Origin of the sequence: Streptomyces sp. NPDC057682, assembly GCF_042799575.1 — a bacterium.
In the GTDB taxonomy this organism is placed as follows: domain Bacteria; phylum Actinomycetota; class Actinomycetes; order Streptomycetales; family Streptomycetaceae; genus Streptomyces.
Genome location: NZ_JBHVIN010000012.1, coordinates 103128 through 118247 on the forward strand (window position 1 = coordinate 103128; position 15120 = coordinate 118247).

14 protein-coding genes are annotated in these 15120 nt (G+C 72.8%); 6 read left to right on the forward strand and 8 right to left on the reverse strand.

Features of this window, described 5'->3' with window-relative positions; genetic code table 11:
• Positions 1-66 precede the first annotated feature (66 nt).
• Entirely contained in the window at positions 67-870 is an 804-nt protein-coding gene (locus ACFVDM_RS22490) for a 2-phosphosulfolactate phosphatase (protein ID WP_383642747.1), read from the reverse strand.
• An 80-nt stretch (positions 871-950) separates the two neighbouring features.
• On the opposite strand from ACFVDM_RS22490, the gene ACFVDM_RS22495 reads away from it, so the two are divergent.
• Positions 951-1517: a GNAT family N-acetyltransferase gene (locus tag ACFVDM_RS22495; protein ID WP_383642750.1), complete on the forward strand. Its 567-nt coding sequence runs from the start codon at positions 951-953 to the stop codon at positions 1515-1517.
• Positions 1518-1538: 21 nt separating this feature from the next.
• Here the strand turns inward: ACFVDM_RS22495 and ACFVDM_RS22500 are convergent, their stop codons facing one another.
• From ACFVDM_RS22500 to ACFVDM_RS22510, 3 genes are all read right to left on the reverse strand, one after another.
• Positions 1539-1853: a beta-Ig-H3/fasciclin gene (locus ACFVDM_RS22500; protein ID WP_383642753.1), complete on the reverse strand. Its 315-nt coding sequence runs from the start codon at positions 1851-1853 to the stop codon at positions 1539-1541.
• Positions 1854-2076: 223 nt separating this feature from the next.
• Complete coding sequence (locus ACFVDM_RS22505) at positions 2077-2721, reverse strand: hypothetical protein (protein WP_383642756.1); 645 nt, start codon at positions 2719-2721, stop codon at positions 2077-2079.
• A 404-nt stretch (positions 2722-3125) separates the two neighbouring features.
• Positions 3126-4235 (reverse strand): citrate synthase 2, encoded by a 1110-nt coding sequence (locus tag ACFVDM_RS22510; protein WP_383642759.1) that lies wholly within the window; start codon positions 4233-4235, stop codon positions 3126-3128.
• Positions 4236-4455: 220 nt separating this feature from the next.
• Between ACFVDM_RS22510 and pdxH the strand changes: the two genes are divergently transcribed.
• Positions 4456-5097 carry a pyridoxamine 5'-phosphate oxidase gene (gene pdxH, locus ACFVDM_RS22515; RefSeq protein WP_383643235.1) on the forward strand — a complete coding sequence of 214 codons (642 nt, stop codon included), beginning with the start codon at positions 4456-4458 and terminating at the stop codon, positions 5095-5097.
• 464 nt (positions 5098-5561) lie between these two features.
• Entirely contained in the window at positions 5562-6899 is a 1338-nt protein-coding gene (locus ACFVDM_RS22520) for a PAS domain-containing protein (RefSeq protein WP_383642763.1), read from the forward strand.
• Between the two features lie 22 nt (positions 6900-6921).
• Here ACFVDM_RS22520 and ACFVDM_RS22525 read toward each other — a convergent pair whose 3' ends face one another.
• Complete coding sequence (locus ACFVDM_RS22525) at positions 6922-7677, reverse strand: SIS domain-containing protein (protein ID WP_383642766.1); 756 nt, start codon at positions 7675-7677, stop codon at positions 6922-6924.
• A 217-nt stretch (positions 7678-7894) separates the two neighbouring features.
• On the opposite strand from ACFVDM_RS22525, the gene ACFVDM_RS22530 reads away from it, so the two are divergent.
• On the forward strand, positions 7895-8587 hold the full coding sequence (locus tag ACFVDM_RS22530) for a metal-dependent transcriptional regulator (protein ID WP_383642769.1): 693 nt from the start codon (positions 7895-7897) through the stop codon (positions 8585-8587).
• Between the two features lie 613 nt (positions 8588-9200).
• The gene (locus ACFVDM_RS22535; protein WP_383643238.1) at positions 9201-10094 is read left to right on the forward strand and encodes an alpha/beta fold hydrolase; all 894 of its coding nucleotides are present in this window, start codon (positions 9201-9203) and stop codon (positions 10092-10094) included.
• A gap of 36 nt (positions 10095-10130) precedes the next feature.
• Here ACFVDM_RS22535 and ACFVDM_RS22540 read toward each other — a convergent pair whose 3' ends face one another.
• The 3 genes from ACFVDM_RS22540 to ACFVDM_RS22550 all read right to left on the reverse strand — a co-directional run bounded on the left by ACFVDM_RS22540 (position 10131) and on the right by ACFVDM_RS22550 (position 13341).
• On the reverse strand, positions 10131-11783 hold the full coding sequence (locus ACFVDM_RS22540) for a transporter (protein ID WP_383642772.1): 1653 nt from the start codon (positions 11781-11783) through the stop codon (positions 10131-10133).
• Complete coding sequence (locus ACFVDM_RS22545) at positions 11780-12580, reverse strand: ABC transporter ATP-binding protein (RefSeq protein WP_383642775.1); 801 nt, start codon at positions 12578-12580, stop codon at positions 11780-11782. Before ACFVDM_RS22545 ends, ACFVDM_RS22540 begins: the two co-directional genes overlap by 4 nt.
• Before the next feature lie 83 nt (positions 12581-12663).
• A complete protein-coding gene (locus tag ACFVDM_RS22550; RefSeq protein WP_383642778.1) occupies positions 12664-13341 on the reverse strand; it encodes a bifunctional DNA primase/polymerase in 678 nt (225 codons plus the stop codon).
• 300 nt (positions 13342-13641) lie between these two features.
• On the opposite strand from ACFVDM_RS22550, the gene ACFVDM_RS22555 reads away from it, so the two are divergent.
• Positions 13642-15024, forward strand: a complete 1383-nt coding sequence (locus ACFVDM_RS22555) for a transcriptional regulator (protein ID WP_383642781.1) — start codon at positions 13642-13644, stop codon at positions 15022-15024.
• Positions 15025-15120: the final 96 nt, after the last annotated feature.

Genomic DNA, 15120 nt, shown 5'->3' on the forward strand with positions numbered 1-15120 from the left:
GATCGTAGCGATCACGAGTACGTGGACCATCTGTCAGGAACACGGGCCCCGCCGACCACCCCCCACTCATTCCCCCGCCGTGAACGCCCCGTCCACCAGCACCGGAACGATCCCGGACGCGTCCGTCTCCGTCGCGATCGCCACGTCCTCGGAGAAACCGCCCGCGCGGAGTTCGCGGCCGGACGCACAGTCCGCGACGGCCGTCGCGGGGTGCGGGGTCGCCTCGAAGCACGCGGCCGAGGCCGCGGCCTCGGGAGACAGCGGGCCGCCACCCGCGCGCCGCAGGGCCGACAGGACGGCACCGGCGCCGAGAAGGTCCTCCAGGGCGGGGCGCAGGCTGCCGTCGGGCCAGCGTTCGCCGGAGGCGATGACGGCGACCGGGCGGTCGGCGGTGCCGTAACCGTGCCGGACCAGATGGCGGGCCACGGCCGAGGCGTTGCGCAGACAGGCCGCGATCACCGTCGCACCGCCGGCCGCCGCCGCGATCGACGAACCGTTGGGGGAGGGGAGCACCAGGCGCGGCGCGAACGGGGCGGCCCGCAACGTCGCCGGGGACAGCGACCACGGGGACGCGGGCGTCGCCGCACGCCGGCCGACCGCCAGCGCGGCATCGCGCTCCTCCGCGTACGCGACGGCCGACGCGTCGCGCCACGCGTACGGGAAGACCCGCGTCCCCGCCTCCGCGGCCACCGTCACCGAAGTCGTGAACGACAGCACGTCGACCACGACCAGACAGGCGGCCCCCGCCGCCATCCGCCGCGCACCGATCGGCCCCCAGTCGAAACGGGCCCCGCCGCCCGCCTGCGCGAAACAGTCGTCCACCGCACCGTACGCACCGTAAGTCGCCGCACCGGGCGTGTGGTTCGTCATGACGGCCAACCCTGCCATCCCCACCCCCGTATGGGACGGCAGGGCCCCGGCACCGCACCCCGCCCCGCTACTGTTCCCCCATGACCAGCAGCAGCGCCGACACCTCCGCCTCGCCCCACCCCGCCTTCCCCGAGCACATCCGCCTCATGGGCGAGGGGCTCGTCCTGCGCGACTGGGACGAGACGGACCTCGGAGCCATGCCGGACCTCTTCGACCACCCCGACATCGCCCACTGGACCCCGATCGTCTCCCCCTTCGACGCCGGGGCCGCCCGCGCCCGCCTCACCAAGGCACGCGAACTGCGGGCCGCCGGCATCGCCGTCCTGCTCGCCATCACCCACGACGGCGGCGCCCCCCTCGGCGAGGTCATGCTCCGGCGTTCCCCGGAAGGCACCGAGATCGGCTACGCCGTCGGCCCGGCCCACCGTGGACAGGGGATCGCCGCCCGCGCGGTGCGGGTCATGGCCGCGTACGCGTTCGGTGAACTGGGCGCGCACCAGGTGATCCTGGAACTGGAGGCCGAGAACACCTCAAGCGTCGCCGTCGCCACGAAGACCGGCTTCCGGCTGCTGGACATCCCCCTCATCGAGGGCGAGGAGAAGGGCCGCGCCTTCGCCCTCCAGACCTGGGGACTCGACCGGCCCTGAGGCTCCCGAGGCCGAAGCGGATCAGCAGAGGACCGTCTTGTCGTAGTCACCGAGGCCGTCGTACGTCCACGAGCGGCTCGTACCGGGCTTCATCGTCCAGCACGACCCGTCGCTCCCCCAGGAGATGACGATCTTGACCTTCTTGGTCGTCGAGCACTTGTTGGTGAGCTGGATCCAGACATAGGCGTTGCTGGAGGGCCGCTGCACATTCCGCTTGATGCACGAGGGGGCGGTGTCTCCGACCGCCGCCTGTGCGGCGGGGGCGGTCGCCACCAGGGCGAGCGGGGCCGCGAGCACCGCGGCCACTGCGACGGCGGACTTCTTGATCAACGACATCGTTGCGTGCCTTCCCGTTGAGCGAGTACGGCCGCACACACGGCGGTGTGCGGTCACCAGCCATTCAACGAGCGCCCGCACCGGACGGGTACCTGCGAAGTCATAGGGTGACCGCCGGCCCGAACCGTGCTGCGCGCCGCCCGGACCGTGCACCGGACGACGAAAACCCCGGGCATCCCCGCCTGTGACGGGACGCCCGGGGCTTCGCACACCGGAACGGAACTCAGCTGGTCCAGAGGACCGGGCTGTCCCGGTACGTGTCACCCTCCTCGAACGACGCGGCCCCGATCGGGTCGGTCTTCGTCGCGCTGAGCGAGCAGGTCTCGTACGAGGCGCCCTTGGTGGTGAAGTCACGGGGAGCCGACTCGCTGTCGCACTTGCCCGCGAGGTCACCGATCAGGATGACGCCCGTGGGGCCGCCGTCCGCCAGCTTGCCGCGCAGCTTCAGCGACGAGTACGAGAGGTCGGTGCCACCGACGTTCTCGACCTTCATGCGGATGTAGTAGGGCGTCATGCCCTTCGCCTTGGCGCCGAACGGGGCCATGTCGGCCTCCGCGCCCTTCTCGATCGCCGTGACGGTGACGGCGATGGTGCCCTTCTTCTCGGTCCCGTACGAGAACGGAAGGACCGCCCGCTCGCCGACCTTGAGCTTCGTGCCCGGTGCGGCGACGTCGCCGGCCGGAGCGGGGGCCTCGTCGCTGGCCGCCGCGGACGGGCTCTCGCTCGCCGGCTCGGAGGGGGCGGGGGCGGAGGCCGACGGCGATTCCGGCGCCGCCGCCCCGTCGTCGCCGTCGTTGCAGGCCGTGAGTCCGAGTCCCATGGCGGTGACCGCGGCGGCAGCGAGGAAGATGCGTCCCTTGTGCGTCATGTTGCCCTAACTGGCTGTGGGCTGCCCTGTGCGACAGCCGGAGCGTTCAACAGCGGGGCGAGGCCCCCTCCCCGGCCGTGCGATGGGGCACGTCGAGCGGCACGGCGGCGGCACCATGTCAAAGAGGCGCGCCGCAATACCCCACTCATGCTCATGCAGAAATGACACAGGGCAGCCACAGGCGCGGCACAGCTGCGCGACGAATGAGGCTGGTGTGACCGCTCGGGCCTTTCGTTTTGCGCGGTTCGACTCGATCATCACGATCGTCGTGATCGTTTTGAGCGATTCGACCCGAGCCTTTCGATCATCACCACCACTTCGATCATTCGATCACCGGTTTCCTTGAAAGCGATCAAGTGATCAAGCGATCAAAGCGAACAAAACGATCGGCTCGGGCGGAACGATCAGTTCGCCAGATCCGCGAGCTGGTCGAACCCCGGGATCTCCCGCGGGCTGCGCGTCCCCGGACCCACGTAACGTGCCGACGGCCGCACCAGCCGCCCCGTCCGCTTCTGCTCCAGGATGTGCGCCGACCAGCCCGCCGTACGGGCGCAGGTGAACATCGACGTGAACATGTGCGCGGGGACCTCCGCGAAGTCCAGGACGATCGCCGCCCAGAACTCCACGTTCGTCGCCAGCACCCGGTCAGGCCGACGCGCGTGCAACTCCTCCAGAGCGGCCTTCTCCAGGGCCCGCGCCACCTCGAAGCGCGGGGCGCCCAACTCCTCGGCGGTGCGGCGCAGGACGCGGGCCCGAGGGTCCTCGGCCCGGTAGACGCGGTGGCCGAAGCCCATCAGCCGCTCACCGCGGTCCAGGGCCTGCTTCACGTACGCCGTGGCGTCGCCCGTCCGCTCGATCTCCTCGATCATGCCGAGGACACGGGAGGGGGCACCGCCGTGCAGCGGGCCGGACATGGCCCCGACCGCGCCGGAGAGCGCGGCGGCCACGTCGGCCCCGGTGGAGGCGATCACCCGGGCGGTGAACGTGGAGGCGTTCATGCCGTGCTCGGCGGCGGACGTCCAGTACGCGTCCACGGCCTTCACATGACGGGGATCGGGCTCGCCGCGCCAGCGGATCATGAACCGCTCGACGACGGAGTCCGCCTTGTCGATCTCCCGCTGGGGGACCATCGGCCGCCCCTGCCCGCGCGCCGACTGCGCGACGTACGACAGGGCCATGACGGCCGCGCGGGCCAGGTTGTCCCGGGCGCTCCGCGCGTCGATGTCCAGCAGCGGCTTGAGCCCCCACACCGGGGCGAGCATCGCCAGCGCGGACTGGACGTCGACCCGGATGTCCCCGGAGTGCACCGGGATCGGGAAGGGCTCCGCGGGCGGGAGCCCCGGGCTGAACGCCCCGTCCACCAGCAGACCCCAGACATTGCCGAACGAGACATGGCCGACGAGGTCCTCGATGTCGACCCCTCGGTAGCGGAGCGCACCGCCCTCCTTGTCGGGTTCGGCGATCTCCGTTTCGAACGCGACGACTCCCTCGAGTCCGGGTACGAAGTCGGACATCAGACGGCTCCCTCGGTCGACGGCTGCGGGCGGACCACGGTGGGCCCACCCAGATACTGGCGGGTAGGGACGTGACCGGGAAGCGTGATGTCGGGCACAGCCCCGGATTCCCGCGGTCGGATCGGCGGACCTCCTCGCCCGGTGGACGTGGCCGCTGCGGCAGGATGACTCCGTGCCCACCGCAGACTCCTCCTTCGATTCCACCACCGATCCGGCCGCGATGCGCGAGCAGTACCGTTCCGAGGCCTTCACCGAGGACTCCCTCGCGGCCGATCCGATGCGGCAGTTCGCCCACTGGTTCCGCCAGGTCGCCGCCGGCGGGGTGCTCCACGAGCCGAACGCGATGGTGGTGTCCACGGCGACCCCGGAGGGCCGCCCCTCCTCCCGTACGGTCCTGCTCAAGATGTACGACGCGCGCGGTTTCGTCTTCTTCACCAACTACGAGTCGCGCAAGGGCCGCGAACTCGCCGCCAACCCCCACGTCTCGCTGCTCTTCCCCTGGCACCCGCTGGCCCGCCAGGTCATCGTCACCGGCACCGCCGCCCGCGTCCCCCGCGAGGAGACGATCGCCTACTTCCGCACCCGCCCGCACGGCTCCCAGCTCGGCGCCTGGGCCAGCGACCAGTCCTCCGTGATCGCCTCCCGCGAGGAGCTGGTCCACCGCTACGAGGACCTGGAGGCCCGCTACCCCGAGGGCGAGAAGGTCCCCGCGCCCCCGCACTGGGGCGGCTTCCGCGTCGTCCCCGACACCATCGAGTTCTGGCAGGGCCACGAGAACCGGCTCCACGACCGCCTCCGCTACGTCCGCGACACCTCCGCCGGCCCCGACGCCCCCTGGCACGTCGAACGCCTCTGCCCGTAGGCCCGGTAGGGCTCGTAGGGCTCGCGGAACCGTCCCCCGGACACGCAGAAACCCGCAGGCTCTGGTCCCTCCTTGCGGAGGAGCCGGCCGGACTTACCGGCGAGCCTGCGGGTCGGTGACTGCGTGGTTTTCGGCAGACAGCCTGCCGAGGTGCACTGTGTGCGACGGCGGGCTGTCAGCCCGCAGCCACCTCACGAATCCGATAAGACTGCACTTTTCGGATCACCTCCTTTCAACGTGTACCCCCACCCTAGGAACGCGCTCCGGCCCGCACAACCGAATTAATCGCGCGATTGATCGCGCGCCTCCGCGCACCTCGGAACCCGCGATTCCGGGCATGATTCCGGGGATGATTTGAGGGAAGTCGCCCTGTGCCGCGCCCCGTTCGAGTTCAATGGGCCGAGTACGTCCGGCACGCGTCTGACGTGCGGCGACGGCGGACACGTTCGTGCAGGGGGTCCGGGATGAATGCTTCCACGAGCAGCGGTACGACCGACGCGCTCGGTCCCGATCCGATCCCCGGGGCGGAGCTGCTGGCCGCGCTGCTGGACGGGATGGACGCGGCGCTCTGCGCGTTCGACGCCGACGGGACCGTCACGCACTGGAACAGGGAGGCCGAGCGGATCCTCGGCTGGTCCGCGGAGGAGGCCGTCGGGCGGCCCGGGTTCGCCGGATGGGCGGTGCGGCGGGCCGACGCGGGGGAGGTGCAGGCGCGGCTGATGGGGGCGATGGGGGCGCCCGGCCGGCAGGTGCACGAGTTCGCGCTGCTGCGCAAGGACGGCGGGCGGGTGCTCGTGCGGACCCAGTCGGCGGGGGTGCGGGGCGCGGACGGGCGGCCGGCGGGGGTGTACTGCGCGTTCAGCGAGGTGCACGCGCAGATCGATCTGGAACGGGCCATCGCGCTCAGTGAGGCCCTGTTCGAGGACGCCTCCTGGGGCGTGGTCCTCGTCGACGTGGACCTGCGCCCGACCGTCGTCAACGCACACGCCGCCCGCGCCCTCGGCGGGGGCCGGACGACCCTGCTGGGCCGGCCGCTCGGCGAGATCGTCGTGCAGGGGGTGGAGGACCTGGAGGGCGCGCTCCAGCACGTGCTGGCCGAGGGCGCCCCGCCCGCGCCCGCCGATCTCTGGGTGACCCTGCGGACCGGCGACGGCGACCGGCGGCGGTGCTGGCGCAGCGGCTTCCTGCGGCTGGCCTCGCCGCTCGCGCAGGAGCCCGTGCCGCTGGGCGTCGGCTGGCTGTTCCAGGACGTGACGGCGGCGCGCCTCGCGGTCCAGGAGGCGGACCGGGTCCGCTTCCGCTCAGGGCAGTTGCACCGGGCCTCGCGGTCCGCCGCCGAGTGCGAGGACCCCATGGAGGCGGCCACCTCGTCCCTCGACTACGCGCTGGCCGGTTTCGCGGACCACGCCCTGGTCGACCTGGTGGCCGGTGAGCGGCTGGTGCGGGCGGCGGCGACCCCGTCCGACGCCCCGGGGCCGTGTCTGCCCGTCGCCGCGGGCGGCATCCCGCTCCGGTACGCGCCGGGGCACCCCGCCCTCCAGGCGGTCGACCGCACCGGTTCGGTCCGTGCGTCGGCCGGGGCGGCGGGCGCCGCGGAGTGGGCCGCGGAGCGGCGGTGGCCCGCCGACGCCGTGCACGCGCTGTGCGTCGTGCTGCGCAGCCGCGGACGGACCCTCGGCGTCGTGACCTTCCTGCGCTCCGCCCACCGGGCCGCCTTCGAGCGCCCGGACGCGGTGTACGCGGAGAGCGTGGCGGACCGGGTGGCGGCCTCGGTGGACCTGCACCGGGCGCTGGGCGGGTGAGGCGCCGCGCCCGGCCCCCGTGTCAGTGGCGGTAGAAGATGCGGTCCGCGTACTGGGTCATCACGCGCCCGTTCCACTCGTGGCCGCCGTCCACGTTGCCCGAGCGCAGCAGCGGCGGCTCCACGCCGTGCTCCAGCAGCCGCTCCGCCGCCGCGGCCATCATCGACTGCATGATCGCGCTGGTGACGACGGTGGAGGCGGGGGCGAACGGTGCCTCGATGCCGTCGACCTCCAGCTCCGCGTCGCCGATGGCGATCTTGCTGTCGAGGACGATGTCGCAGTGGTCCCGCAGGAAGCCGCCGGAGCTGTGCCGGGACCGGGTGTTCTCCGCGTACGCGACCGAGGTGATGCCGATGACCTTCATGCCGAGCGCCCGCGCGTTCATCGCCATCTCCACGGGCAGCGCGTTGCGGCCGGAGAGCGAGATGATGACGATGAGGTCGCCCTCCGTCGCGGGGCTGGAGTCGAGGACCGCGCCCGCGAGGCCGTCCACCCGTTCCAGGGCGGAGCCGAGTGTGGCCGGCATGACGTCGACGCCGAGGGCGCCGGGGACGGTCAGCAGGTTCATCAGGGCGAGCCCGCCGGCGCGGTAGACGACGTCCTGCGCGGCCAGCGAGGAGTGCCCGGCGCCGAAGGCGAAGAGCCGGCCGCCCGCCACGACGGTGTCCGCGATCGCGGCACCCGCTTCGGCGATGGTCGCGGACTCCTCGTCGCGTACGCGCTCCAGCAGGCCGATCGCTGCGTCGAAGAACTGTCCGGCCAGCTTGCTTTCGCTCATCGAGGAGCACCTTTCCGGCGGGAGGGGGCGCCCGGGGGGCGTCGATACCGTCGATCACGGTGCGGTCTGGACCAGTGACATGTCAATACCGCGCCGTCCCTTCCGGCAGCTGTTGCGGCCGGGGATCGGGGGCGGGTTCCGCCGGTGAGGCACGGTTGTCGGTGCCATGCGTCAGAATTGGTACAGGGCCAGCGCACGACTGCATCGAGGGGCACGAATGTCCGGACTGATCGACACCACGGAGATGTATCTCCGCACCATCCTCGAACTCGAAGAGGAAGGTGTGGTCCCCATGCGCGCCCGGATCGCGGAACGGCTCGATCAGAGCGGTCCGACGGTCAGCCAGACGGTGGCGCGGATGGAGCGCGACGGCCTGGTGCAGGTCGCGGGCGACCGGCACCTGGAGCTCACGGAGGAGGGCCGCCGGCTGGCGACCCGTGTCATGCGCAAGCACCGGCTCGCCGAGTGCCTGCTCGTGGACGTGATCGGCCTGGAGTGGGAGCAGGTCCACGCCGAGGCCTGCCGGTGGGAGCACGTGATGAGCGAGGCCGTGGAGCGGCGGGTGCTGGAGCTGCTGCGCCACCCGACGGAGTCTCCGTACGGCAATCCCATCCCGGGGCTGGAGGAGCTGGGCGAGAAGGCGGAGGCCGACCCGTTCCTCGACGAGGGCATGGTGAGCCTGTCGGAGCTCGACCCGGGGTCCGACGGCAAGACGGTGGTCGTCCGGCGGATCGGTGAGCCGATCCAGACGGACGCCCAGCTGATGTACACGCTGCGGCGCGCGGGCGTCCAGCCCGGTTCCGTGGTCAGTGTCAACCAGTCGCCCGGTGGCGTGCTGGTCGGCAGCAGCGGTGAGGCGGCGGAGCTGGACGACGAGGTCGCCTCGCACGTCTTCGTGGCCAAGCGGTAGGAAGCGGCCGCCGGGCGTACGCGGGAGATCCACGGACACGGACGCGGGAGACGCGGACCGGGTGTACAGCGCCCGGCCGGTCCCCTCGTCCGTTTTCCGTTTTTCCGTCCCCATTTCCGTGACGAACCGCAGCGCTCCGGCGGATGGCGTGCCAGGCTGTGGCGGAGGCATGCCTGAGAGTGCGGGCCGAGGGGGCCGCACGGTCGGGGAGGGAGCGGGGAATGCGCCCGTCGTACCAGCGTGTCCGGTCCGCGCACCGGGGTGGGACCGCCGCGTCCCCGTACGCGCACACGTCCCCGGAACAGCGGATGGCCCCGGCGCCGCAAGGCGCCGGGGCCTGTCTCCCCCTGTCCCGACCTGGAGCCCCGAGCTCTCTAGGTCGGTTCCCGCGGGCCCTCATCCCCGAGTGGCCCGCCTCCCGCAGAAGATCTCCCCTGCGGGGCCGTCGTCAATCCTGGGAGGCGGTCACTCGAACGAGCGGTGTTGAGTGCCGGAACCCAGTTTTCGAATAAAGGTTCGATAGTCTGGCCGTTGCGAGCCCATGTGATCGCGACCGTGATCGGGACAGTGACCGGGATGGTGGTCGGGGGACCAGAAGGGGGTGCCAGAACAGATGGTGCGGCGCATCGAAGTGACCGGAACCGACGGCGTACGCCTCGCGGCCTGGGAGTACGCGGACCCGCCCAAGGAGCGCGCGGACAGCGCGAGCCCCGGAGGGGTCTTACTGCTCCACGGGCTGATGGGCCGGGCGTCCCACTGGGCGGCGACCACCCGCTGGCTCGCCGAGCGGCACCGCGCGGTCGGCCTCGACCAGCGCGGACACGGCCGCAGCGAGAAACCGGCCGACGGGCCCTACACCCGCGACGCGTACGTGGCCGACGCCGAGGCCGCGGTCGAACAGCTCGGTCTCGCCCCCGTCACCCTCGTCGGACACGCGATGGGCGCGCTCACCGCCTGGCAGCTCGCCGCCAAGCGCCCCGACCTCGTCCGCGCCCTGGTCATCTGCGATATGCGGGCCTCCGCCCTCGGCGCCGCCTCGCAGCGCGAATGGGAGGACTGGTTCGCCTCCTGGCCGGTGCCCTTCGCGACGCTCGCCGACGTACGGAAGTGGTTCGGCGAGGACGATCCCTGGGTGGAGCGGCCCAATCCGGCCCGCGGCGAGTTCTACGCCGAGGTCATGGCCGAACGTGCCGACGGCTGGCGGCCGGTCTTCTCCCGGAGCCAGATGCTCCGCTCCCGTGCCACCTGGGTCTTCGACGCGCACTGGGAGGAGCTGGCCCAGGTCCGCTGCCCCACGCTGGTGCTGCGCGGACTCGACGGCGAACTGGGGCGGGCGGAGGCCCAGGAGATGGTCCGGGTGCTGCCCCGCGGGCAGTACGCGGAGGTCGCCGACGCCGGACACCTCATCCACTACGACCAGCCCGAGGGCTGGCGCGCCGCCGTCGAACCCTTCCTGGACCAGCTCACCGAGGACGCCGGCGACGACCGGGAGCCGGTCACCCCGTAGCACCCGGGCCCCGGCCCACCGCGGAACCGGCCCCGCTCACCCCTTGCTGACCGCCGCCAGGATCTCCGGCAGCCGCTCCGCCGTGCGCGGCGCGGCGATCCGCAGCCCCGCCCAGGCGATCAGCGCCCCGTACACCGCCCCCACCGGCACCACGACCCACAGCAGCTCCTCCGCGCCGGTGACGTGCAGCCAGACCGTCAGAGCGATCACCGGCGCGGAGAGCAGGGCCGCCGAGACCATGCCGCCGAAGACCGAGATCCAGGCCAGCCCGGCCTGACCGGGCGCCACGTTCTTGAAGCCCGCGTCCTGCGGCACCGAGTACGGGAAGTTCGCCGAGGCCACCGCCCCGGTCGCCAGCATCGCGCCCAGCAGGGCGAGCGACAGGCCCACCACACCCGGCAGTGCCTCCCAGTCCCCGAGCACCGCCGCCGTCACCACCGCGACCAGCACCGTGTACGGAAGGGTGATCAGCAGCAGCGCCAGCGCCCGCGCCCGTAGTTCGAGATAGGCGTCGCGGGTCGACGAGATGGTCATCGCGACCATCCAGAACGCGGAGGTGTCCTGGCCGAACTGGTTGTACATCTGGATCCCGAGCATCCCCGCGCCGAAGCACGCGAAGTAGACCGACCCGGTGCCCTGCACCGCGTTCAGCACCGGCACGATCAGCCCGATCGCCAGCGCCGTCACCCACGCGGCCTTCGTCTTCGGGTCCCGGGCGACGTAGCGCAGACTGCGCCGCATCACCGTGCCCGTACGCCCCTCGGGAAACAGCGACCAGAAGCCCGAGCCCTCCGGGGCCGACGCGGCGCGGCCCGGATCGGCGGCGGCCGTCGTCGAACCGTCCGGGGCCGTCATCAGCCGCTCCAGGCTGCGCCGCCACACCACCATCAGCAGGGCCAGCGCGGCGGCCGAGAGCAGCAACTGCACGGCGGCCCGCCCGTACGCGCCCTGCGAGGCGGAGTCCACCGAGCCGATCGCCGAGGCGGGCGGCAGCCAGCGCACCACATCGGCGACGGGATCGAGCGCGGACAGTCCCCCGGAGCGGCCGAGCCGCTGGGCGCCGAAGTTGACGACCTGGATGCCGACCGCGATGACCAGCCCGGACAGCACGGCCAGATCGCGCCCCTTGCGGGAGGTCAGCAGCCGGGTGTTGGCCGTGGCGACGGCCCGTGCCAGCGCCACGCAGACCAGCAGGGTCAGCGGGGCCGCCACCACGGCGAACGCCGCCCCGGCCGCGCCCCGGGCCGTCGCGGCCACCGAACCGGCCGCCAGGCACAGAGTGAAGAGCGGGCCGATGCCGACGAGCGAGGAGACCAGGAGCGCCGTCACCAGCGGGCGGGGGCGCAGCGGGAGCATCACGAGCCGGCCCGGGTCCAGGGTCTCGTCCCCGGCGGCGAAGAACAGCGGCATCACGGCCCAGCCGACGGCGAGGACCCCGGCGGCGAGGACGGTGACGGAGACGATGTGGTCCTCGCCGCGCATCGCGATCAGCCCCGCGACCTGGCCGAGGGCGAGCAGCACGGCGCCCACGAAGGAGAGGACGTACACGGCCCGGCGGCCGGCCGACTGGCGCAGCCCGTTGCGCAGCAGGGACAGCTTGAGGCGGACGAGGACCGGGATCAGGTCCGGGGCGGCCCGGTCCTCGTCAGTGCGCGGGCCGGAACCGGCCGGGGCGTCGAGGACGCTCATCGGGCACCGCCCAGCCAGTCCAGGGCGGCGCCGTTGTCGCGGTCGCCCGCGCCGACGAGTTCCAGGAACGCGTTCTGCAGCGAGGAGGCCTCGCCGCGCACCTGCTCCAGGGTGCCCTGGGCGCGGATGGTGCCCGCGGCCATCACGGCCACCCAGTCGCAGAGCGATTCGACCAGCTCCATCACATGGCTGGAGAAGACGACGGTCGCCCCCGAGCCGGTGTAGCGCTCCAGCACTCCGCGGATGGTCTGCGCCGAGACCGGGTCGACGCCCTCGAACGGCTCGTCGAGGAAGAGCACTTCGGGGTTGTGGAGCAGCGCGGCGGCGAGCCCGATCTTCTTCCGCATGCCCGTCGAGTAGTCGATGACCAGCTTGTGCTGGGCGCCCGCCAGGTCCAGCACGTCCAGCAGCTGGGTGGCGCGGCTGTCGACCTCGGCGCCGGGCAGTCCGCGCAGACGGCCGGTGTAGCCGAGGAGTTCACGGCCGGAGAGGCGCTCGAAGAGCCGCAGTCCCTCGGGCAGCACCCCGATCCGGGACTTGACCTCGACGGGGTCGCGCCAGACGTCGCGCCCGCCGATCTCGATCCGGCCCAGATCGGGGCGGAGGAGCCCGGTGACCATGGAGAGCGTGGTGGTCTTCCCCGCGCCGTTGGGTCCGACGAGGCCGATGAACTTGCCCGCGGGCAGCTCCAGATCGATGCCGGCGACGGCGGTGTGCTCACCGAAGCGCTTCCAGAGCCCTGTCACCCGCACCGCGGGCACGGCGGCCCCGTCCGACGCGTCCGTCCTGTCCGTCATGCCACTCGCCCTCCGAAGCCCGGGTCCGGGGCCTGTCGTCGGGCCGCCGTCCGCCGGGCGGCGACAGGCCCCCCGGGGACACCCTACGAAACGCGTCCGCGGGCATCGGCGGCTTCGCGGCCGCAGGCGTAGGCGAGCGGGCTGATCAGCTCCTCCGCCTCGGGCAGCCAGCGGTTGGCGGTGGACGGGCCGCGGGCCCACTGCACCGTGCCCGCCCCGCCCACCCGGGTCGGCGGCGCCGGGACGTAACTCCCCTCGCCGCGCCCGCGCAGACCGATGCCCGCCGCGTCCCAGCCGAGCCTGCGGACCAGGGTGTCGATCCTGGCGGCGGCGCCCGGCAGGACGAAGAACTGCATCCGGCGGTCCGGGGTGCGGGTGACGGGGCCGAGCGGCAGGCTCATCCGCTCCATCCGGGCCAGGGCCAGGAAGCCGGCCGCCTCCGGCACGTCGACGGCGTCGAAGGAGCGTCCGGTCGGCAGGAGGATCGAGGACCGGGGCTGCCGGCTCCACATCCGGCGGGCCGCCGCGCCGCTGCCCGTGGAGCGGTCCGCCCAGTCGGTCCGGGTCGGATGGGCGCCCGGCGCCGCGCACTTGGACTCACCGCACGAGCACCGCTCCGTGGGGCCGGCCGGCTCCAGCCAGGCACCCGGGCACACGTCCCAGTGCCGCTCCTCCGCGTACCGCACCGCGGCTTCCAGCAGGTGCTCGGTCCGCTGCTGGGGGACCGGCGCCGCTTCCCTGACTCCGATGGCTTCTTCCACGCACCGTACAACTGTGGCCAGCGCTCGGGGTTACGGGCGTACCGGAGCGGTTTGGGGGGTCCGCACCGGCACATGGGGCGCACCGATGCACGGGCGGGGGCGCGTGGGAGGGGCGGTGGCGGCGGAGGGGTAGCCACCTACCGGAGATCCGGCACAGTGGGCTCGGCATCTTAGGGTGCGTGCCGGGAGAAAGCGCAAGAGATGCGATGAAAGTGACCAACACGATGAATCGGCGCATTTCTCGGACACATGTCGGGCAGTGATCCGCTCACCGATCACTGCGGCCTCAGGGGGAGATACATGGCAGCCAGGCCTCTCGTCGCACGCCAGCCGAACGAACGGCTCCAGGCGCTCATTCAGGAAGCCGGATGCTCCAACGCGGGCCTCGCCCGCCGCGTCAACATGGTCGGGGCCGAGCGCGGACTCGACCTGCGTTACGACAAGACCTCCGTGGCCCGCTGGCTGCGCGGACAGCAGCCGCGCGGCAGGGCCCCGGGCATCATCGCCGAGGCGCTCGGCCGCAAGCTCGGCCGTACGGTCACGATCGACGAGATCGGGATGGCCAACGGCAAGAACCTCGCCTCCGGCGTCGGCCTCCAGTTCGCCCCGACGGTGATCGGGGCGATCGAGCAGGTCTGCGAGCTGTGGCGCAGCGACGTCGGCCGCCGCGACTTCCTGTCCGGCTCCGCCGTCGCCTCCTCGGCACTCGTCGAGCCCAGCCGCGACTGGCTGATCACCGGAGCCGACGCACAGGTCGCGCGGGCGGCCGGCTCCCGGGTCGGGATGTCGGACGTGGAGGCCGTGCGGGCCACCACGGCCGCGCTGGTCGACCTGGACCACCGCTTCGGCAGCGGCCACGTCCGGCCGGTCCTCGTGCACTATCTGAACAGCGTGGTCTCCGGGCTGCTCTCGGGGGCGTACCGCGAATCGACCGGGCGCCAGCTGTTCGCCGCGGTCGCCCGGCTCACCGAACTCGCCGGGTACATGGCGATCGACACGGGTCAGCCGGGGCTCGCCCAGCGCTACTACATCCAGGCCCTGCGCCTGGCGCAGGCCGCGGGCGACCGCGCCTACGGCGGCTATGTGCTGGCCGCCTCGATGAGCCATCTCGCCGCGCAGCTCGGCAACCCCCGGGAGATCGCCCAGCTCGCCAGAGCGGCGCAGGAGGGGGCGCGCGGCCGGGTCACGCCCCGGGCCGAGGCGATGTTCTACGCGGCGGAGGCACGCGGCCACGCCCTGCTCGGCGACGCCCGCACGACGCAGCTGGTCGCGAGCCGGGCGCTGACGGCGCTGGAGCAGGCGGACCCGGAGAGCGGCGACGACCCGGACTGGATCGGCCACTTCGACCACGCCTATCTGGCGGACGAGCTGGCGCACTGCCACCGCGACCTCGGCCAGGCCGAGGCGGCCGCGCGCCGGGCGAAGGAGGCCCTGGGCGGCCTTCCGGAGTCCCGGACCCGCCGCCGGGGCATCGGGCTGGCCCTCCTCGCCGCCGCCCAGGTGCAGCTGCGCGAGGTGGAACAGGCCTGCCACACCGGGACCCGGGCGATGGAGCTGCTGGGCACGGTGCGCTCCAGCCGGGGCGCGGAGTATCTGGACGATCTCCAGCAGCGGCTGGTGCCGTACGGGGACGAGCCCGCGGTGCGGGAGTTCGGGGCCCGGCTGGAACTCCAGGCGGCGTGACCGCGGGGGCGCCCCGGGCCGCCGGACCCGGGTGCCCCGTTAACTGCGTCCCGGGGCCGCCGGGCGTTACAGCGCCTGTGAAGGGATGGTGACCCC

Coding starts and splice junctions, on each gene's coding strand:
- ACFVDM_RS22490 (WP_383642747.1), bottom strand. CDS start 870: ATGACGAACCACACGCCCGGTGCGGCGACTTACGGTGCGTACGGTGCG.
- ACFVDM_RS22495 (WP_383642750.1), top strand. CDS start 951: ATGACCAGCAGCAGCGCCGACACCTCCGCCTCGCCCCACCCCGCCTTC.
- ACFVDM_RS22500 (WP_383642753.1), bottom strand. CDS start 1,853: ATGTCGTTGATCAAGAAGTCCGCCGTCGCAGTGGCCGCGGTGCTCGCG.
- ACFVDM_RS22505 (WP_383642756.1), bottom strand. CDS start 2,721: ATGACGCACAAGGGACGCATCTTCCTCGCTGCCGCCGCGGTCACCGCC.
- ACFVDM_RS22510 (WP_383642759.1), bottom strand. CDS start 4,235: ATGTCCGACTTCGTACCCGGACTCGAGGGAGTCGTCGCGTTCGAAACG.
- pdxH (WP_383643235.1), top strand. CDS start 4,456: ATGCGCGAGCAGTACCGTTCCGAGGCCTTCACCGAGGACTCCCTCGCG.
- ACFVDM_RS22520 (WP_383642763.1), top strand. CDS start 5,562: ATGAATGCTTCCACGAGCAGCGGTACGACCGACGCGCTCGGTCCCGAT.
- ACFVDM_RS22525 (WP_383642766.1), bottom strand. CDS start 7,677: ATGAGCGAAAGCAAGCTGGCCGGACAGTTCTTCGACGCAGCGATCGGC.
- ACFVDM_RS22530 (WP_383642769.1), top strand. CDS start 7,895: ATGTCCGGACTGATCGACACCACGGAGATGTATCTCCGCACCATCCTC.
- ACFVDM_RS22535 (WP_383643238.1), top strand. CDS start 9,201: ATGGTGCGGCGCATCGAAGTGACCGGAACCGACGGCGTACGCCTCGCG.
- ACFVDM_RS22540 (WP_383642772.1), bottom strand. CDS start 11,783: ATGAGCGTCCTCGACGCCCCGGCCGGTTCCGGCCCGCGCACTGACGAG.
- ACFVDM_RS22545 (WP_383642775.1), bottom strand. CDS start 12,580: ATGACGGACAGGACGGACGCGTCGGACGGGGCCGCCGTGCCCGCGGTG.
- ACFVDM_RS22555 (WP_383642781.1), top strand. CDS start 13,642: ATGGCAGCCAGGCCTCTCGTCGCACGCCAGCCGAACGAACGGCTCCAG.